Raw genomic sequence first — 17,778 nt, 5'->3', positions numbered from 1 at the left:
GTGCCCCAGGACCCCGGCGAGCGCCGCGTCACCGTCACCGGCCCGCCCAGGCGCACCCGGCGCGCCTCCGGCCACCACCGCCCGCGCACCGAGATCGACGAGCAGACCACCCTCGGCCACACCTACGTCCGCTCCCTCATGCGCAGCCAGCTGCGGGCCGGCCTCGCCGCCCTCGCCGTCCTCGGCCTCCTCGTCGGGCCGCTGCCGCTGCTGTTCGCGGCACTGCCCGACGCCCGCCGCCTGGAATGGGCCGTCCTCGGCTTCGGCCTGTACGCGCCGCTGGTCCTCCTCGCCCGCTGGTACGTGCGCCGCGCCGAGCGCAACGAACGGGACTTCGTGCGCCTCGTCGAGGACCGATGAACTCCGGCTACGCCATACCCGCGGTCGCCCTGGTCGTCGTGGCCACCGTCCTGGTCGGCGCCTTCGGCCTGCGCATCTCCCGCACCACCTCCGACTTCTACGTCGCCTCCCGCACCGTCGGCCCCCGCCTGAACGCCGCCGCCATCAGCGGCGAGTACCTCTCCGCCGCCTCCTTCCTCGGCATCGCCGGACTGGTCCTCGTGCAGGGACCGGACATGCTCTGGTACCCCGTCGGCTACACCGCCGGCTACCTGGTCCTGCTGCTCTTCGTCGCCGCCCCGCTGCGCCGCTCCGGCGCCTACACGCTGCCCGACTTCGCCGAGGCCCGGCTCGCCTCCCAGGCGGTGCGGCGCCTCGCGGGCGCCTTCGTCGTGGGCGTCGGCTGGCTCTACCTGCTGCCCCAGCTCCAGGGCGCCGGACTGACCCTCACCGTCCTCAGCGGCGCGCCCGACTGGCTCGGCGGGGTGATCGTGGCCGTCGTCGTCACCGGCGTCGTCGCCGCCGGCGGCATGCGCAGCATCACCTTCGTCCAGGCCTTCCAGTACTGGCTGAAGCTCACCGCGCTGCTCGTCCCCGCCCTCTTCCTCGTCCTGGCCTGGCAGGGCGACGGCGCGCCCGGCCGCCCCTTCGACGAACCCGCCACCTTCCGCGAGCAGCGCTCCGTACGGGTCGACGACAGCCTCGCCCTCAAGCTGGAACGGCCGCTGACCGTCACCGTCGACGGCACCGTGGACGGCCGCGCCCACGACGGCACCCGGCTGCGCCTGCCCGCCGGCACCCACCGCATCGAGGCCGGCACCCGGCTCACCTTCGCCGCGGGCACCCCCGTCCCGGCCGCCGGACGCGGCGCCGACGACGCCCTCTCGCCCTCCCGCGCCGAGAGCCGCACGGAGCGCCCGCTGTACGCCACGTACGGGCTGATCCTCGCCACCTTCCTGGGCACCATGGGCCTGCCGCACGTCGTGGTCCGCTTCTACACCAGCCCGCACGGTGTCGCCGCCCGCCGCACCACCGTCGCCGTCCTCGGCCTGATCGGCGCCTTCTACCTGCTGCCGCCCGTCTACGGCGCCCTCGGCCGCCTCTACGCCCCCGAGCTGACCCTCACCGGCGACGCCGACGCAGCCGTCCTGCTGCTGCCCGACCGGGTCGTCGGGGGAGTGGGCGGCGACCTGCTCGGCGCGCTGGTCGCGGGCGGCGCCTTCGCCGCGTTCCTGTCCACCGCGTCGGGGCTGACCATGGCCGTCGCGGGCGTCCTCACCCAGGACGTGCTGCCGTCCCGGGGCGTGCCGCACTTCCGGCTCGGCACCCTGCTCGCCATGGCGGTGCCGCTGGCGGCGAGCGCGCTGGTCGGCGGGCTGCCCGTCGCCGACGCGGTGGGTCTCGCCTTCGCCGTGTCGGCCTCCTCCTTCTGCCCGCTGCTCGTCCTCGGCATCTGGTGGCGCCGGCTCACCCCGCCGGGCGCGGCGGCCGGAATGCTGGTCGGCGGGGGCTCCGCCCTGGTCGCCGTCGCCGCCACCATGGGCGGCCTGCCGGGCGGCGGCGGGGCGCTGCACGCGCTGCTCGCCTGGCCGGCCCTGTGGTCGGTGCCGCTGGGCTTCCTGACCATGGTGCTGGTCTCGCTGGCCACGCCGGGCCGGGTGCCGGCCGGGACGGCGGCGATCCTGGCCCGCTTCCACCTGCCGGAGGAGCTGGGCGCCGGGGAGCTGCGCGCGGAGGGCCGTCCGGCGGACGCGCCGCCCCCGGCCGACGTCCGGGTCCCGCGAGGGGAGACGGCGTCGTGAGCGGCTCCCTCGGCGGCTTCCTGGCGGGCCTCGCCGTCGCCCTGCTCCCCCTGCTGGCGGCCGGATTCTGGCTGGGGCGGCGCACGGCGCGCCCGCAGAGCCTCGGCGACCTCGGCACCCCGGTCGAGCACGCCACCTTCCAGACCCTGCACACCGCGTCCCTGGCCGCGCCCCCGCTGCGGGCCGGCCTGACCGGGGAGACGGCCGGCAAGTCCGCCCGCAAGCTGCGCTCCCTGCTCGGCACGGACGCGCTGTGCCTGACCGACCGCGAGGACGTCCTGGTCTGGGACGGCGTCGGCGGCCACCACCGCGCCGAGGTCATGGCACGCCTGGCCGGGCCCCTGGAGACGGGCCGCGGCGAGGCGTTCCCCCTGAGCTGCGACATCCCGGACTGCTCGGTGCGCTGGGCGGTGGTCGCGCCGCTCACCGTCGACGACCGGGTGCACGGCGCCCTGGTGGCCTGCGCGCCCCGCGAGTCCGCCGTGCTGGCCCGCGCGGCGGGTGAGGTGGCCCGCTGGGTCTCCGTCCAGCTGGAGCTGGCCGACCTCGACCAGTCCCGCACCCGGCTGATCGAGGCCGAGATCAAGGCGCTGCGGGCGCAGATCTCCCCGCACTTCATCTTCAACTCGCTCGCGGTGATCGCCTCCTTCGTGCGCACCGACCCCGAGCGAGCCCGCGAGCTGCTGCTGGAGTTCGCCGACTTCACCCGGTACTCGTTCCGCCGGCACGGCGACTTCACCACCCTCGCCGACGAGCTGCACGCCATCGACCACTACCTGGCGCTGGTGCGGGCGCGTTTCGGCGACCGCCTCGCCGTCACCCTCCAGGTGGCCCCAGAGGTGCTGCCCGTAGCCCTGCCGTTCCTGTGCCTGCAGCCGCTCGTCGAGAACGCCGTCAAGCACGGCCTGGAGGGCAAGGCCGACCGCTGCCGCATCCAGATCACCGCGCAGGACGCGGGAGCCGAGGCCCTGGTGGTCATCGAGGACGACGGCGCCGGCATGGACCCGGGCCTGCTCCGCCGCATCCTGGCGCGCGAGGTCAGCCCGTCGGGCGGCATCGGCCTGTCCAACGTCGACGAGCGTCTCCGCCAGGTCTACGGGGACGACCACGGCCTCGTCATCGAGACGGCCGTCGGCGCGGGCATGAAGATCACCGTGCGGCTGCCGAAGTACCAGCCGGGCGTGCACTCGGCGGGCCGGCTCGGCCGCGAGTGACCCGCCCGGCGCTCCTCGGGCTCAGGCGCTGCGGGTGGCCACCATCCCCAGGGTGATCAGTCCCAGCACGACCCAGCCGAACCACAGCCAGCCGTTGCTTCCGAGCGCCACCGTGTAGGCCGTCACCGCGACCAGGCCGCCGATGGTGAGCGCCCCCATCGTCTTCGTCGAACTGTCCGTGGAACCGGGCATCGCAACACCCTCCTCGTGGTCCGTTGCCTTCCATGGTGCCCCGGTTCCGCGCGGATGGGGCACGTACGGACGGATCACGGACGGATACGGTCCGCGGCGGACTCAGCCGCCGCGGGTGTTCAGCGAGGCCAGGTAGGCGTTGTAGGCCTCCAGCTCCTTGTCGCCGTCCCGGTCGGCGGCCCGGTCGGTACGGCGGGCCTGGCGCTGCTCGGAGGCGTACCACTGGAACAGCAGGGCGAGCAGGACCAGCACGGACGGGACCTCGCTGAAGGCCCAGGCGATGCCGCCGGCCGCGTTCTGGTCGGAGAGCGCGTCGATGCCGAGCGAGGCGGGCGGGTTCTCGAAGGTCTTCACCATCGGCGAGGAGGCCATCATCAGCGCGATGCCGAAGAAGGCGTGGAACGGCATGCCCGCGAACAGCTCCAGCATCCGCATCAGGTAGCCCGGCCGGTGCGGGCCCGGGTCCACGCCCATGATCGGCCAGAAGAAGACCAGCCCGACGGCGAGGAAGTGCACCATCATCGCGATGTGCCCGGCCCGGGAGCCCATCAGGAAGTCGAACAGCGGCGTGAAGTACAGGGCGTACAGGCTGGCGATGAACAGCGGGATGGTGAACGCGGCGTGCGTGATGATCCGCATGTAGCGGCTGTGCAGCAGCATCAGCAGCAGCTCGCGGGGGCCCTTGCTGCCGCGGGCCGCCGGCGGCAGGGCGCGCAGGGCGAGGGTGATCGGGGCGCCGAGCAGGATCAGGATCGGCGAGACCATGCTGATGATCATGTGCTGCACCATGTGCACGCTGAACATGACCATGCCGTAGTCGTTGAGCTTGGTGCACATCATGAGCACGATGCTCAGCACACCGACGACGAACGCCACGGTCCGGCCGACCGGCCACTTGTCGCCGCGCCGCACCAGCCGCGCCACACCCCAGCCGTACAGGGCCAGTCCCAGCAGACAGGCGACCAGGAAGAAGGGGTCGGCCGACCAGCCGAGCCCCCGTGCCAGCGTGAACGGCGGCAGATCCGTCATCATGCCGTGCCCGCTGTGATCCATCCGCCGGCTCCTGATTCGTGGGGGTTGAACGCAGTCTGTCCGAAGCAAGACTAGAACCGCCCCCGGCGACTCATGTCACCGGGGGCGCGGGGCTGTATCGATGTGCGGCTCCGCCGCGTGCGCGCGAGCAACCACACACGACCCGCGGTCGGCGGACTACGTCAACCTCAGAGGACGCACTCCGCCTCCGCGTACCGCGCATCCGGCACCGTCTTCAACGACTCGACCGCGTCGGCGAGCGGCACCATCACGATGTCCGTCCCCCGCAGGGCCGTCATCATGCCGAACTCCGCGCGGTGCACCGCCTCCACCGCGTGCCAGCCGAACCGCGTGGCCAGCACCCGGTCGTACGCCGTCGGCGTCCCCCCGCGCTGCACGTGGCCGAGGATCACCGGCCGGGCCTCCTTGCCGAGCCGCTCCTCCAGCTCGATCGAGAGCTGGCGGGCGATGCCGGCGAAGCGCTCGTGCCCGTAGACGTCCTTGCCGCCCTCGTCGAAGTCCATGGTGCCGGCCTTCGGCTTGGCGCCCTCCGCGGCCACCACGATCGCGAACCGCTTGCCCGCCGAGAACCGCTCGCCGACCTTGGCGGTCAACTCGTCGATGTCGAAGGGGCGCTCCGGTACGACCACCGCGTGGGCGCCCGCCGCCATGCCCGAGTGCAGCGCGATCCACCCGGTGTGACGGCCCATGACCTCCACGATCAGCACGCGCTGGTGGGACTCGGCGGTGGTCTTCAGCCGGTCCAGGGCCTCGGTCGCCACGGTCACCGCGGTGTCGAAGCCGAACGTCACGTCGGTGACCGCTATGTCGTTGTCGATGGTCTTCGGCACGCCGACGATGGGCAGGCCGTTGTCCGACAGCAGGCGGGCCGCCTTCAGGGTGCCCTCACCGCCGATCGGGATGATCGCGTCCAGGCCCAGTTCCTCGACGTGGCCCCGGGCCCGCTCCACGCCGTCCCGCAGGTGCTCGGGGCGGACCCGGGAGGAGCCGAGGATGGTGCCGCCGCGGGCGAGTATGCCGCCCACCGCGTCGAGGTCGAGCTTCAGGTAGTCGCACTCCAGGAGGCCCTTCCAGCCGTCCCGGAAGCCGATGACCTCGTCGCCGTGGTCGACGACGGCGCGGTGCACGACGGACCGGATGACGGCGTTCAGGCCGGGGCAGTCGCCGCCGGACGTGAGGACACCAATGCGCATAGCCCGAAATACCTTCTCAACGTGGCACGGGTCCGGACCGCGCTGTCCGGCTCGATCCCCGCCACCCTAGCGGCATCGGGCGGCGGGACCGAACCACGCGTCCGCCTACTGGACGTGCCCGCTCACCTGTGCGGATGACCCATCAGACGGGCCACCCGGGAGGTCACGCCGGCTGCTGCGCAACTGTGCCTACGCAGGCTGCTGCGCAGCCGCGATGCGCTCGTTGCGGAGTGCCTCGTACCAGCGGTCGTCGGTCGGCGGCAGCGCGTTCACGTCGAGGGCCAGCTTGAGCAGCAGGTCCGCGATCTGCGGGTTGCGCGCCAGCACCGGGCCGTGCATGTAGGTGCCGAAGACCGTGTCGTTGTACGCGCCCTCGGTGCCGTCGCCCGTGCCGTTGCCGTTGCCGAAGCGGACCTGGGAGAGGGCGCGCGCGGTGGGCCCGAGGTGGGTGACGCCCTGGTGGTTCTCGAAGCCGGTCAGCGGCGGCAGCCCGAGGCGCGGGTCGATGTCGGCGAGGACGTCGCCGACGCAGCGGGCGCCCTCGCCGCGCGTCGAGACCACGTCGAGCAGGCCGAGGCCCGGCTCGCGCTGGCCCAGGTCGTTGATGAACTCGTGGCCCAGGATCTGGTACCCGGCGCAGACGGAGAACACGATCGCGCCGTTCTCCACCGCCCGGTGCAGACCGCCGTCGCGGCGCAGCCGCTCGGCAGCGAGCCGCTGCGGCCGGTCCTCGCCGCCGCCGATCAGGTAGATGTCGCCGGAGGTCGGGATCTGCTGGTCGCTGCGCACGTCGAGGCGGGCGACGTCGAGGCCGCGCTGGCGCGCACGCCGCTCCACCACGAGGGCGTTGCCCTGGTCGCCGTACGTGCTGAGCAGGTCCGGGTAGATCCAGACGATCCGCAGTTGGTTGTCGCTCACGAAAATCCCCTGAAGTCTCGCGGTCAGTTGCCGACGCGGCGGCGCAGGTCCTGGAAGGCGGTGTAGTTGGCGATGACCTCGATCCGGCCGGGCGGGCACATCTGCACCGCCTGGTCGAGGTCCTCGCACACCTGGAACTGCTGGTTCGCGACCTCCAGGCGCACCGCGAGGTCCAGCTTGCGGTCGCCGATCACGCAGATCGGGTGGCCGGTCAGCCGGGTGTAGTCCACGTCCCACAGCCAGGACGTGTCGGTGCCGTCGGCGCCGCGGGCGTTCACCGAGAGGATCACCGGTGTGGGCGGCGGGTCGATCAGGGAGAAGGTCTCCAGCCAGCCGGCCGGGTTCTTGGCGAGCAGCAGACGCAGGTCGCGGCCCTGGAACTGCACCACGTCGTAGCGTCCGGCGACCGCCTGCACCTGGTACATGCGCTCCAGGGCCACCTGCGGCGGGACGCCGAAGACGGCGGAGACGGCGGCCGACGAGGCCGCGTTGGCCTTGTTGGCGCGGCCCGGCAGCTGGAGGTGGATCGGCCAGGCGGAGCCGTGCGGGTCGAGGACGTGGTCGCCGGAGAGCGCCCAGCTGGGCGTCGGACGGCGGAAGCCGCACTCGCCGCAGAACCAGTCGTCGCCGGGGCGCTGCATCACGCCGCCGCACGACGGGCAGGACCAGGCGTCGTCCTTCCACATCTGGCCGGCGGCGACCCAGATCACATTGGGGGAGGAGGAGGCGGCCCACACCACGAGCGGGTCGTCGGCGTTGGCGACGATCACGGCCTTCGAGCCGGCCAGGCCCTCGCGCCAGTTCTCGGCGAGCATGCGGGTCTCGGCGGCGCGGTCCAGCTGGTCGCGGGAGAGGTTGAGTAGCGCGATGCACTTCGGGTCGGTGGCCTGGGCGACGCCGACCAGGTACTTCTCGTCGACCTCGATCACGCCGTAGCGGGCCTCCGCACCGCCCGCCAGGGCGGAGGTGATGCCGGCCGGCATGTTCGCGCCGAGCGCGTTGGAGACGACGGGGCCCGCGGCCCGCAGCGCCTCGGCGATCAGCCGGGTGGTGGTCGTCTTGCCGTTGGTCGCCGAGACCAGGGTCACGTCCAGGTGCTGGGCGAGCCGGGCGAGGAGGTCGGGATCGAGTCTCAGCGCGACCTTGCCGCCGATCACCGAACCGCTGCCGCGCCCCGCGGCGCGCGAAGCCGCCGCGACCGCCTTGCCCGCGGTCACGGCGATCTTGGCCCGGGGCGAGAGCGGGTCCGAGTTGCCTGCCATCAGTTCTCGATCCTCCTTGCGTACGCGCCGCGCCTGAAGCCTGACGGCCACGTGGTGTGGACCTCAGCCTATCGAGATCCGTTCGCACTCCCGAATCGCGGCACCGGCCACGGGGCTCCGGCGACGGGCGCGGGCCGCCGGGGGACACACGGACCTTACTCTTGCCGCCATGCGACACGGCTCCATCCCGGGCGCCCACGGGCGCGTCCGCCCCCTCGGCCTCCTCGGCGACCCCGTCCTGCACGCCCCCTGCGAGGAGGTGACCGACTTCGGTCCGGAACTCGCGGCGCTCGTCGAGGACTTGTTCGCGACCATGTACGCCGCCCGGGGCGTGGGACTGGCGGCGAACCAGACCGGCACGGGGCTGCGGGTCTTCGTCTACGACTGCCCGGACGACGAGGACGAGCGCCACCTGGGCCACCTGGTGAACCCGCGGCTGGTCGAGACCGGCGGCGTGGTGGTGCGCGGTCCCGAGGGCTGTCTGTCGCTGCCGGGTCTGGAGGCCGGGACCGAGCGGTACGACGAGGCCGTCGTGACGGGTCTCACGGTCACCGGTGAGCCCGTCACCGTGCGCGGGACCGGTTTCTTCGCGCGCTGCCTCCAGCACGAGTGCGATCACCTGGAGGGACGGGTGTACTCCGAGCGGCTGTCGGGATGGCGCCACCGGCGGCTGGCGCGGCAGGTGGCACGGGCCTCCTGGCACCGCTGAGCGCGCCGTGGCCCGGCCCCGCGCCTCTGGGTGCCGCGCCGTCCGTCCGCGGGAGGGTCAGAAGCCGGGCCCGCCCGCCTTGTCCCCGGCCGCCGCCAGCCGGCCCCACAGCAGGTCGGCCAGGGTGCTCACCAACTCCGCCCGTGAGCAGGGGCGTTCGCCGAGCCACCAGTCGCCCGCGGCGTGCATCATCCCGACGATGCCGTGTCCCCACACCCGGGCCAGCTGCTGGGTGCCGGGGCCGACGTCGAGGCGTTCCTCGATGACCTGGGCCAGCTCCTCGCCCATCCGGCGCAGCAGCGGGGCGGAGTGCCTGCCGACGTCGAAACCCTGGTCGGCCTGGTCGGCCGGTGCGGTGACGCCCTCGGCCGGATGCATGAGGAAGCGGTACACCTGCGGGCGTGCCTCGATGGCCGCCAGATAGGTGTCCAGGGTGGCCTCGACGCGTTGCCGCCGCTCCGCCGGGGCGTCCAGCGCGGCCCGCAGGGAGGCGAGGAGGGCGTCGGTGTGCCGGACGGCGAGGGCGGCGTACAGTCCGCCCTTGTCGCCGAAGTGGCGGTAGAGGATCGGCTTGGTGATGCCCGCCTCGGCGGCGATGGCGTTCATCGAGGCCTGCGGACCGTCGCGCAGCACCACCCGGTCGGCGGCCTCGAGCAGCTCGCGCCGTCTGCGGTCGGCGGACCGCTGCTGGTCGGTCCGCTGTGTGGTGTCCATGTGCTCTCCCCACCCGTGCTGGTTCGGTGACGCCGTCGCAAACTAACACCCACCGGGCGCCCGGCATCGAACGGGAGGGCGACGGTGCCTCGGGAGTTGACTTTTCCTACCGACCGGTAACAGACTCGTGTTACCGCAAGTAACACGCAGGGCGTCACTGGAGGGGACATGGCCGAGTTCACCATGGAGCTGAGCGACGAACAGAAGGAGGTCCGGGACTGGCTGCACGGCTTCGCCGCCGACGTCATCCGCCCCGCGGCCGCCGAATGGGACGAGCGTGAGGAGACTCCCTGGCCGGTCATCCAGGAGGCCGCCAAGGTCGGCATCTACTCCCTGGACTTCTACGCCCAGCAGTACTTCGACCCCACCGGCCTCGGCATCCCGATGGCGATGGAGGAGCTGTTCTGGGGCGACGCCGGCATCGCCCTGTCCATCGTCGGTACCGGCCTCGCGGCGGTCGGCGTCCTCGCCAACGGCACCGAGGAGCAGATCGGCACCTGGATCCCGCAGATGTACGGCGACCCGAACGACGTGAAGGTCGCCGCCTTCTGCTCCTCCGAGCCGGACGCCGGTTCCGACGTGTCGGCCATGCGCACGCGCGCCGTGTACGACGAGGCCAAGGACGAGTGGGTCCTCAACGGCACCAAGACCTGGGCCACCAACGGCGGCATCGCCAACGTCCACGTCGTCGTCGCGGTCGTGGACCCGGAGCTGGGCTCCAAGGGCCACGCCTCCTTCATCGTGCCCCCGGCCACCCCCGGCCTGTCCCAGGGCCAGAAGTTCAAGAAGCACGGCATCCGCGCCTCCCACACGGCCGAGGTCGTCCTGGAGAACGTCCGAATCCCCGGGTCCTGCCTGCTCGGCGGCAAGGAGAAGCTGGACGCGCGCCTGGCCCGGGCCCGGGAGAAGGCCAAGAAGGGCGGCGAGCGCGTCAAGAACGCGGCGATGGCCACCTTCGAGGCCTCGCGCCCGGCCGTCGGCGCCATGGCGGTGGGCACGGCCCGCGCCGCCTACGAGGAGGCGCTGGAGTACGCCCGCACCCGCGAGCAGTTCGGCCGCCCGATCATCGACAACCAGGGCGTCGCCTTCCAGCTCGCCGACATGCGCACGTCCGTCGACGCGGCCCGGCTGCTGGTGTGGCGGGCTTCCTGGATGGCGATCAACGGCAAGCCGTTCACGGCGGCCGAGGGGTCGATGTCCAAGCTGTTCGCGAGCGAGACGGCGAAGAAGGTGACCGCCCAGGCGGTCCAGATCCTGGGCGGCAACGGGTACACGCGGGAGTACCCCGTGGAGCGGATGCACCGGGACGCCGCCATCTACACGATCTTCGAGGGCACGAGCGAGATCCAGCGGCTCGTCATCGCGCGGACGCTGGCGGGAGTGCCGATCCGCTAGCCGTGCCCCGGCGGCGTCGGTCGCTCCTGGCCCAGGGGCGGGCCGGCCGGGAAGGACATCCCGGCCGGCCCGTCCTTCGGGTGCGTCCGGGCCATGCGCGAAAGCGAACCGACGGCATGAGAGGACGGTGTCCGCGGTCGCCCCGTCGCCGCCGAGGGCCCGCTCACCAGGTCACCGGCAGGGCCTCGGGGCCGCGGATCAGCGCCCCCTTCTTGAAGGGCACGTCCTCCGGCGGCACCGCGAGCTTCAGACCGGGCAGCCGGTCGAGCACCGCGTCGACCAGCAGCTCGCACTCCAGCCGGACCAGCATGCCGCCCGGGCAGTGGTGCGGTCCGAACCCGAAGGAGACGTGCGGGTTGGGGCTGCGGTCGAAGTCGATCGCGTTGGGGCCGGGGAAGACGGCGGGGTCCCGGTTGGCGGCCAGGTACGACACGTATACCGCTTCGCCCGCCCGGATGCGGACGCCCTTGACGACCACGTCCTCCAGGGCGATCCGGGACAGCCCCACGGCGTTGCGATGGGGAATCCAACGCAGCAGCTCGTCCACGGCCCGGGGACGGAGCGCCGGCTCCGAGCGCAGCCGCTCGGCGAGTTCGGGGCGGGTGAGGAGCAGGTGGAACATCTGGCCGCTGTTGTCGGTCACCGCCTCGCCGCCGACCTGCAGCAGCACCGCGAGCCCGACGGCCTCCTCCAGGGTGATCCCGCCCCGTCCCACGGCGACGCCCAGCAGCGAGGCGATGTCCTCGCCGCTGCCGTCCGACCGCGGCCCGACGAGATCGGCGAAGTAGTGGCTCAACTCCCGCCCGGCGCGCTCGCTGACCTCCGCGCCGTGCGAGGAGGAGAGGATCAGCCGGGTCCAGGTGTGCAGGGCGGGCCGGTCGGCGGGCGGCACGCCCATCAGCTCGCCCATCACCGCGACGGGGAAGGGTCTCAGCACCGCCTCGGTGAGGTCGGCCGGCGGACCGCCCGCGACCATCGCGTCCACCAGCTCGCCGAGCAGGTCCCGGGACCGCTCCCGGACCCGCTCCACACCCCGCGCGGTGAAGGCGGCGGCCACCGGGCGGCGCAGCCGGGTGTGGTCCGGCGGGTCGAGGAAGCCGACCGCGCCGCGCGCCGGGGCGAAGTGCGGCGCCGACCGGGTGACCTGGCGGTCAAGGACGGCCGCGCGGCCGAACCGGGGGTCGTCGGTGACCATGCGGACGTCGTCGTGGCGGGTCACCAGCCACGCCCAGCCCTCGCCGTCGGGCAGCGAGACCCGGGTGACCGGACCCTCCCGCATCAACTCGGCCAGCACCGGGTCGAATTCCGAGCCCGGCAGGTCGACGGCCGGCCACTCGCGGACCGGCGGCATCGCCCGGGAACGCGCTTCCCTCATGCCTGCCTCACACCCTGCCGCACGCCGCTAGGAGGAGGGGCCGCTGCTGTGGGCGATGCACGCCACGTCGATCCGGTCGGCCAGCTTGGCCAGCTCGATGGTGAGCGCCGCGACCGTGTCCTCGTCCAGACTCACCTCGCCGGCCTCCACCAGCCGCAGCCACCGCCCGCCCACCGTGCGCAGCAGCTTGCTCACGTCGGACGCGGCGACCTGCAGGGTGCCGCGGTCGTCGACGATCAGAGGCAGAGTCACTTCGCGGTTCACAATGGGGATCGTAGTCGCGGAAGGCTCACGCTCCGTGCCATACGGTGGTGATGTTGCAGAACTCCCGGATTCCGTGACCGGACAGCTCACGCCCGTAGCCGGACCGCTTGACGCCGCCGAACGGGAACGCCGGATGGGACGCGGTCATCCCGTTGACGTAGACGCCGCCCGCCTCCAGATCCCGTACGAAGCGGTCCACATCGGCGTCGTCGCGGGTCCAGACGTTGGAACTGAGGCCGAAGTCCGTGTCGTTGGCGATCAGCACCGCCTCGTCCAGGTCGGTCACCCGGTACAGCGTGGCGACGGGGCCGAAGGCCTCCTCGCGGTGGATGCGCATCTCGCGCGTGACGTCGGCGAGCACGGTCGGCGGGTAGTACCAGCCCGGTCCCTCGGGGCGTTCGCCACCGCACAGCACCGTCGCACCGGAGCGCTTGGCGTCGTCGACCAGCTCCATCACGTCGTTCAGGCCCTGCTCGCTGGAGAGCGGCCCGACCTCGGTCTCCTCCTCCATCGGGTCGCCGACCCGCAGCGCCCGCATGCCCTCGGTGAAGCGCTCCACGAAGGCGTCGTACACGTCCGTGTGCACGATGAAGCGCTTGGCGGCGATGCAGGACTGCCCGGCGTTCTGCGTGCGCGCGGTGACGGCCACCTCGGCGGCCCGGTCCACGTCGGCGGACGGCATGACGACGAAGGGGTCGCTGCCACCCAGCTCCAGCACCGTCTTCTTGATCATCTCTCCGGCGGTGGCGGCGACCGCGCGGCCGGCCGGCTCGCTGCCGGTGAGGGTGGCGGCCCGCACCCGCTCGTCGCGCAGGACGGCGTCCACCTCGGCGGAGCCGATGAGCAGGGTCTGGAAGCAGCCCTCGGGGAAGCCGGCCCGGTGGAACAGGTCCTCCAGGTACAGCGCGGTCTGCGGGACGTTCGAGGCGTGCTTGAGGAGGCCCACGTTGCCCGCCATCAGCGCGGGCGCCGCGAACCGGATCACCTGCCAGAGCGGGAAGTTCCACGGCATCACCGCGAGCACCGGCCCCAGCGGCCGGTAGCGGACCAGGGCCCGGGAGGCGCCGGAGTCCTTCACGTCGGACTCCGCGGGCTCCTCGTCGGCGAGCAGGGAGGCCGCGTGGTCCGCGTACCAGCGCATCGTCTTCGCGCACTTGGCGGCCTCGGCGCGGGCCTGCTTGACCGGCTTGCCCATCTCCGTCGTGATGACCCGCCCGATCTCGTCCTGGTCCGCCTCCAGGATGTCGGCGGCCCGCCGCATGAGCCGGGCGCGCTCGTCGAACGCCGTCGTCCGGTACGTGCGGAAGGTGGCCTCCGCGAGCTGGATCCGGCGCTCGATCTCCTCCTCGCCCATGGCCTCGTACATCCTGAGCGTCTCGCCGTCCGCCGGATTCACCGTCGCGATGGGCATGACCGACCTCCCTGGGTGCTGGCTGGTGCTTCGACCCTGGCGCGTGGCGCGGGGCGCCGCAACGCGGACGGGTCAGGTGCGGGACCTTCCCGCGCCGTGTCGCCTCTGTCAGTGCGAGTGCTCAGCCAGCCGGTCGAGAAACGCGGCCTGCGCCTTCACGATCACCTCGCGCGCCCGGTCCAGCGGAAACCAGGCGACCCGGTCCAGTTCGGGGAACTCCTCGGTCCGGCCCGAGCGGGGCGGCCACTCCATGGTGAAGGTGCCGGGTACGACCGCCGCCGGGTCGAGGTCGGCCTCGACGGCCCAGACCGTGACGACCTTCCCGCCCGCCTGCCGCACCTCGCCCAGCGGGACGGCCTCCCCCTCGGGCGGCGGCAGCCCCAGCTCCTCCTCGAACTCCCGCCGGGCCGCGTCCCAGGCGGGCTCCGCCGCGTCGTACTCGCCCTTGGGGACCGTCCACGCGCCGGCCTCGCGGCGTGCGTAGAACGGGCCGCCCATGTGTCCGAGGAGCACCTGGAGCTGCGCACCCGGGCCGCGGCGGTGCAGCAGCAGGCCCGCGCTGCGCCTCACGGGGCGACCCCCGGGTGCGTGGCGAGCAGGGTGTCCACGGTGTCCGCGTCCTCGGCCCGCTTGTCCTCGCGGTAGCGCACGACGCGGGCGAAGCGCAGGGTGACGCCGGCCGGGTAGCGGGTGGAGCGCTGGAGGCCGTCGTAGGCGATCTCGACGACGAGTTCGGGGCGTACGGTCACGCCCCAGGGGTGCTCCTCGACGGCCAGCCGGCCGAGACGCTCGGTCTGCCAGGCCAGCAGCGCGTCCGTCAGGCCCTTGAAGGTCTTGCCGAGCATCGCGAAGGAGCCGTCGGCCGTGCGGGCGCCCAGGTGGAGGTTGGACAGCCTGCCGGTGCGGCGGCCGTGGCCCCACTCGGCGGCGAGCACGACCAGGTCGAGCGTGTGGACGGGCTTGACCTTGAGCCAGGACGCGCCGCGGCGGCCCGCGCTGTAGCCGGCGTCGAGTCCCTTGACGACGACGCCCTCGTGGCCGCGCCGCAGGGTCTCGGCCAGGAACTCCTCGGCGGCCGGTGTGTCCTCGGGCCCGCCGACCAGGGTGCGCCGCACCCGTTCGGGCTCGGGGACCAGCCGGGCCAGCTCCGCGTGCCGGTCGGTGAGCGGCAGGTCGAGCAGGTCGTGGCCGTCGACGGAGAGCGCGTCGAAGAACACCGCGGAGACCGGGACCGTCCGCGAGGCGGTCGCCACGTCGGTGCGGGAGCCGACCCGTCCGGCGGTCTCCTGGAAGGACCGGGGGCGGCCGCTCCCGTCCAGGGAGAGCACCTCGCCGTCCAGGATGAACCGCTCGCCGGGCAGGGCGAGGGCCGCCTCGGTCACCTCGGGGAGCCGGTCGGTGATGTCGTCCAGGGTGCGGGTGTAGAGGCGGACGGTGCCGCCGTCGCGGTGCACCTGGACGCGGATGCCGTCCAGCTTCTCCTCGACCGCGCAGGTTCCCAGCTTGCCGACCGCCTCGGCGACCGAGGAGGCGCTGTGCGCCAGCATCGGCAGCACGGGCCGGCCCACGGTGAGCCGGAACCGGGAAAGGGCGCCGGGACCGTCCGCGAGCAGGGCCTCGGCCACCGCCTGGAGGGAACCGGCGAGCATCACCGCCCGGCGTACGTCCGCCGACGGCGCCTCGGTCGCCGCGGCCAGGCCCTCGACGGCGGCCGCGTCCAGGGCTCCCTGGCGGACCTCGCCGGTGAGCAGGCCGGTCAGGAAGCGCTGCTCGTCCTCGGTGGCCGCGCCCATCAGCTCGCCGATCAGCCGCGCCCGCTCGGCCTGCGAACCGGTGCCGGTCACCGACGCGAGGGCGGTGAGCCGGGCGTCCACGTCGCGGACCGTGAGCGTGGGCTCGTCGGCCGGCGCGACCGGGCGGCTCAGCACCTTCCAGCCGACGCCGATCCTGCCCTGCGGGAGGCGTCCCGCCAGATAGGGGATGACGACCGGCACGTCCGCCGCCTCCGCCTCCCGGAACAGCTCCGCGAGCAGGGCGGTCTTCCGGGACCGCGCCGAGGTGCCGGCGACCTCCCGCGACACCTGGGCCAACCGGGCAAGCAGCATGCCCTCAGGGTGCACCGGAGAGGCCGGGCTCACACCCTCGGACACACGCCCGCTCACGTCGGACGCACGCCCGCTCCCGGGCGCGCCCGCGCTCACCCGCCTCTTCGCGAGGTACGCCCCCGCTCACCCGCTCCCTCGCGAGGTACGCCCCCGCTCACCCGGCGATCGCCGCGTCGAGGTCCGACATGATCAGGTCGCCGACGACCGCGGCGGCCGCGCGGTAGCCCCCGCTGGCCGCGTGGACGACCTGCTCGGCGAAGCCCATCGCGTTGCCCGCCGTCCACACGCCCGGGACGGAGGTGCGGCCGGTCGGGTCCACCACCGGGTACGCGCCGAACGGCGTCTCCTGGAGTTCGGCGCCCAGCCGCTCCATCAGGCCGGTCTGCGGCACGGCCTTCGGGGCGACGAAGAGGACCGAGCGGTCGTGCGCGGTACCGTCCGCCAGCCGGACGCCGGTGAGCCGGTCGTCCTCGACCCGCAGGCCGGCGACCTCGCCGGGGACCACCTTGACGCCCGCCGCGGCGAGCCGGCGCAGGTCGTCGTCGCTCAGCTCCCGCTCGGCGACCGTGTGCAGGAACAGCGTCACGTCGTCCGACCAGCCGGACACCATCAGCGCCTGGTGCACGCTGAGCGGGGTGGTGGCGAGCACGCCGAACCGCTCACCGCGCACCTCCCAGCCGTGGCAGAACGGGCAGTGCAGCACGTCCCGGCCGAACCGCTCCGCGACGCCGGGCACGGCCGGCAGCTCGTCCCTGAGCCCGGTGGTGACGATCAGGCGACGGCCGCGCACGGTCTCCCCGCCGGCCAGCCGCACCGCGAAGTCCCCGTCGCGGGACACGTCGACCGCCCGGTCCCGGACCAGCTCCACGCCGTAGCGCGCGATCTCCTCGCGGCCCAGCGCCAGGAACTCGGCGGGGGCCATGCCGTCCCGGGTCAGGTAGCCCTGCATGTGGTCCGAGGGCGCGTTGCGCGGCTCCCCGGCGTCGACGACGAGGGCGCGCAGCCGGGCCCGGCCCAGCACCAGCGCCGCGGACAGCCCGGCGGCACCGCCGCCCACGACGACCACGTCGTACGTCCCGGTCAGGTCCTTGTTCTCGGTAGGGGTGACGTTCTGGGTCATGGTGACCACCTCCACCGCGAAGGTCGCCCATCCCTCCGGGATTGACAAATCTTGTTGCCGAATCTGCAATATTCACATGACCGCAGACGACGTCCTCGCCGGTGTCGGCCCCCGGCTCCGCCAGCTCCGCAAGGAGCGCGAGGTGACCCTGGCCGCCCTCTCCGAGACCACCGGCATCTCCGTCAGCACCCTCTCCCGGCTGGAGTCGGGCCTGCGCAGACCGAGCCTCGAACTGCTGCTGCCGATCGCCCAGGCCCACCAGGTGCCGCTGGACGAACTGGTCGGCGCCCCGCCGGTCGGAGACCCCCGCGTGCGGTCGAAGCCGATCGTGCGCCACGGCCGCACCCACTGGCCGCTCACCCGCCAGCCGGGCGGACTCCAGGCCTTCAAGGTCCTGGAGCCCGCCCGCAAGGAGGAGCCCGACCCGCGCACCCACGAGGGCTACGAGTGGCTCTACATCCTCTCGGGCCGGCTGCGCCTCGTGCTGGGCGACCACGACGTGGTGCTCTCGGCGGGCGAGGCCGCCGAGTTCGACACCCGGGTGCCGCACTGGTTCGGGTCGACGGGGGAGGGGCCGGTGGAGTTCCTCAGCCTCTTCGGCCCGCAGGGGGAGCGGATGCACGTACGGGCGCGGCCCGCCGCCCGCGAGTGACGGCGCGCCGGGGGCGCCTGCGCGGGGCGTGACGTACGACCGCGCGCGAGCTGTTCCCCG

The 17,778-nt window shown here is 73.3% G+C and carries 18 protein-coding genes; 6 read left to right on the top strand and 12 right to left on the bottom strand.

Annotated elements, in window-relative coordinates:
* Genes IE108_RS07190 through IE108_RS07180 form a run of 3 tightly spaced genes read left to right on the top strand, consistent with a single transcriptional unit; the run spans position 1 to position 3,355 of the window.
* The gene (locus IE108_RS07190; RefSeq protein WP_064726691.1) at positions 1–360 is read left to right on the top strand and encodes a hypothetical protein; all 360 of its coding nucleotides are present in this window, start codon (positions 1–3) and stop codon (positions 358–360) included.
* Positions 357–2,141 carry a sodium/solute symporter gene (locus IE108_RS07185; protein WP_229851688.1) on the top strand — a complete coding sequence of 595 codons (1,785 nt, stop codon included), beginning with the start codon at positions 357–359 and terminating at the stop codon, positions 2,139–2,141. The genes IE108_RS07190 and IE108_RS07185 overlap by 4 nt, the downstream gene beginning before the upstream one ends.
* Positions 2,138–3,355, top strand: a complete 1,218-nt coding sequence (locus IE108_RS07180) for a sensor histidine kinase (RefSeq protein ID WP_064726690.1) — start codon at positions 2,138–2,140, stop codon at positions 3,353–3,355. The genes IE108_RS07185 and IE108_RS07180 overlap by 4 nt, the downstream gene beginning before the upstream one ends.
* Before the next feature lie 21 nt (positions 3,356–3,376).
* Here the strand turns inward: IE108_RS07180 and IE108_RS07175 are convergent, their stop codons facing one another.
* From IE108_RS07175 to IE108_RS07155, 5 genes are all read right to left on the bottom strand, one after another.
* Positions 3,377–3,547 carry a hypothetical protein gene (locus IE108_RS07175; RefSeq protein ID WP_107291848.1) on the bottom strand — a complete coding sequence of 57 codons (171 nt, stop codon included), beginning with the start codon at positions 3,545–3,547 and terminating at the stop codon, positions 3,377–3,379.
* Positions 3,548–3,649: 102 nt separating this feature from the next.
* A complete protein-coding gene (locus IE108_RS07170) occupies positions 3,650–4,600 on the bottom strand; it encodes a cytochrome c oxidase assembly protein (protein WP_064726689.1) in 951 nt (316 codons plus the stop codon).
* A gap of 167 nt (positions 4,601–4,767) precedes the next feature.
* A complete protein-coding gene (locus IE108_RS07165; protein ID WP_064726688.1) occupies positions 4,768–5,793 on the bottom strand; it encodes a 6-phosphofructokinase in 1,026 nt (341 codons plus the stop codon).
* 189 nt (positions 5,794–5,982) lie between these two features.
* Positions 5,983–6,711, bottom strand: coding sequence for a type 1 glutamine amidotransferase (locus tag IE108_RS07160; protein WP_064726687.1), 729 nt, complete (start codon positions 6,709–6,711; stop codon positions 5,983–5,985).
* A gap of 23 nt (positions 6,712–6,734) precedes the next feature.
* A complete protein-coding gene (locus IE108_RS07155; RefSeq protein ID WP_064726686.1) occupies positions 6,735–7,973 on the bottom strand; it encodes a Mur ligase family protein in 1,239 nt (412 codons plus the stop codon).
* A gap of 169 nt (positions 7,974–8,142) precedes the next feature.
* Here IE108_RS07155 and def point away from each other — a divergent pair, with 169 nt between their 5' ends.
* Positions 8,143–8,682 carry a peptide deformylase gene (gene def, locus IE108_RS07150; protein ID WP_064726685.1) on the top strand — a complete coding sequence of 180 codons (540 nt, stop codon included), beginning with the start codon at positions 8,143–8,145 and terminating at the stop codon, positions 8,680–8,682.
* A 57-nt stretch (positions 8,683–8,739) separates the two neighbouring features.
* Here the strand turns inward: def and IE108_RS07145 are convergent, their stop codons facing one another.
* Complete coding sequence (locus tag IE108_RS07145; RefSeq protein ID WP_064726684.1) at positions 8,740–9,396, bottom strand: TetR/AcrR family transcriptional regulator; 657 nt, start codon at positions 9,394–9,396, stop codon at positions 8,740–8,742.
* 168 nt (positions 9,397–9,564) lie between these two features.
* On the opposite strand from IE108_RS07145, the gene IE108_RS07140 reads away from it, so the two are divergent.
* The gene (locus tag IE108_RS07140) at positions 9,565–10,791 is read left to right on the top strand and encodes an acyl-CoA dehydrogenase family protein (RefSeq protein WP_064726683.1); all 1,227 of its coding nucleotides are present in this window, start codon (positions 9,565–9,567) and stop codon (positions 10,789–10,791) included.
* A gap of 163 nt (positions 10,792–10,954) precedes the next feature.
* On the opposite strand, the gene IE108_RS07135 is transcribed toward IE108_RS07140, so the two are convergent.
* The 6 genes from IE108_RS07135 to IE108_RS07110 all read right to left on the bottom strand — a co-directional run bounded on the left by IE108_RS07135 (position 10,955) and on the right by IE108_RS07110 (position 17,066).
* Complete coding sequence (locus IE108_RS07135) at positions 10,955–12,166, bottom strand: cytochrome P450 (RefSeq protein WP_064726682.1); 1,212 nt, start codon at positions 12,164–12,166, stop codon at positions 10,955–10,957.
* 27 nt (positions 12,167–12,193) lie between these two features.
* Complete coding sequence (locus tag IE108_RS07130; RefSeq protein ID WP_064726681.1) at positions 12,194–12,430, bottom strand: DUF6213 family protein; 237 nt, start codon at positions 12,428–12,430, stop codon at positions 12,194–12,196.
* Positions 12,431–12,455: 25 nt separating this feature from the next.
* Positions 12,456–13,841 (bottom strand): NADP-dependent succinic semialdehyde dehydrogenase, encoded by a 1,386-nt coding sequence (locus IE108_RS07125; protein ID WP_064726680.1) that lies wholly within the window; start codon positions 13,839–13,841, stop codon positions 12,456–12,458.
* Between the two features lie 108 nt (positions 13,842–13,949).
* Entirely contained in the window at positions 13,950–14,411 is a 462-nt protein-coding gene (locus IE108_RS07120) for an NUDIX hydrolase (RefSeq protein ID WP_064726679.1), read from the bottom strand.
* The gene (locus tag IE108_RS07115) at positions 14,408–15,946 is read right to left on the bottom strand and encodes an ATP-dependent DNA ligase (protein WP_064726678.1); all 1,539 of its coding nucleotides are present in this window, start codon (positions 15,944–15,946) and stop codon (positions 14,408–14,410) included. The genes IE108_RS07120 and IE108_RS07115 overlap by 4 nt, the downstream gene beginning before the upstream one ends.
* A 154-nt stretch (positions 15,947–16,100) precedes the next feature.
* On the bottom strand, positions 16,101–17,066 hold the full coding sequence (locus IE108_RS07110) for an NAD(P)/FAD-dependent oxidoreductase (protein ID WP_064731657.1): 966 nt from the start codon (positions 17,064–17,066) through the stop codon (positions 16,101–16,103).
* Positions 17,067–17,142: 76 nt separating this feature from the next.
* On the opposite strand from IE108_RS07110, the gene IE108_RS07105 reads away from it, so the two are divergent.
* Positions 17,143–17,718, top strand: a complete 576-nt coding sequence (locus tag IE108_RS07105) for a helix-turn-helix domain-containing protein (RefSeq protein ID WP_064726677.1) — start codon at positions 17,143–17,145, stop codon at positions 17,716–17,718.
* Positions 17,719–17,778 lie beyond the last annotated feature (60 nt).

The organism is Streptomyces parvulus, assembly GCF_014648855.1.
In the GTDB taxonomy this organism is placed as follows: Bacteria; Actinomycetota; Actinomycetes; order Streptomycetales; family Streptomycetaceae; genus Streptomyces; species Streptomyces parvulus.
Note: the sequence above shows the minus strand (reverse complement) of the source record. Positions and strands in the feature narration are given on the sequence as shown.

Excerpts from the sequence above, each read along its gene's own strand:
- IE108_RS07110 (WP_064731657.1), bottom strand. The coding sequence starts at position 17,066 with ATGACCCAGAACGTCACCCCTACCGAGAACAAGGACCTGACCGGGACG.
- IE108_RS07155 (WP_064726686.1), bottom strand. The coding sequence starts at position 7,973 with ATGGCAGGCAACTCGGACCCGCTCTCGCCCCGGGCCAAGATCGCCGTG.
- IE108_RS07145 (WP_064726684.1), bottom strand. The coding sequence starts at position 9,396 with ATGGACACCACACAGCGGACCGACCAGCAGCGGTCCGCCGACCGCAGA.
- IE108_RS07165 (WP_064726688.1), bottom strand. The coding sequence starts at position 5,793 with ATGCGCATTGGTGTCCTCACGTCCGGCGGCGACTGCCCCGGCCTGAAC.
- IE108_RS07115 (WP_064726678.1), bottom strand. The coding sequence starts at position 15,946 with ATGCTGCTTGCCCGGTTGGCCCAGGTGTCGCGGGAGGTCGCCGGCACC.
- def (WP_064726685.1), top strand. The coding sequence starts at position 8,143 with ATGCGACACGGCTCCATCCCGGGCGCCCACGGGCGCGTCCGCCCCCTC.
- IE108_RS07105 (WP_064726677.1), top strand. The coding sequence starts at position 17,143 with ATGACCGCAGACGACGTCCTCGCCGGTGTCGGCCCCCGGCTCCGCCAG.
- IE108_RS07140 (WP_064726683.1), top strand. The coding sequence starts at position 9,565 with ATGGCCGAGTTCACCATGGAGCTGAGCGACGAACAGAAGGAGGTCCGG.
- IE108_RS07135 (WP_064726682.1), bottom strand. The coding sequence starts at position 12,166 with ATGAGGGAAGCGCGTTCCCGGGCGATGCCGCCGGTCCGCGAGTGGCCG.
- IE108_RS07175 (WP_107291848.1), bottom strand. The coding sequence starts at position 3,547 with ATGCCCGGTTCCACGGACAGTTCGACGAAGACGATGGGGGCGCTCACC.
- IE108_RS07185 (WP_229851688.1), top strand. The coding sequence starts at position 357 with ATGAACTCCGGCTACGCCATACCCGCGGTCGCCCTGGTCGTCGTGGCC.
- IE108_RS07125 (WP_064726680.1), bottom strand. The coding sequence starts at position 13,841 with ATGCCCATCGCGACGGTGAATCCGGCGGACGGCGAGACGCTCAGGATG.
- IE108_RS07170 (WP_064726689.1), bottom strand. The coding sequence starts at position 4,600 with ATGGATCACAGCGGGCACGGCATGATGACGGATCTGCCGCCGTTCACG.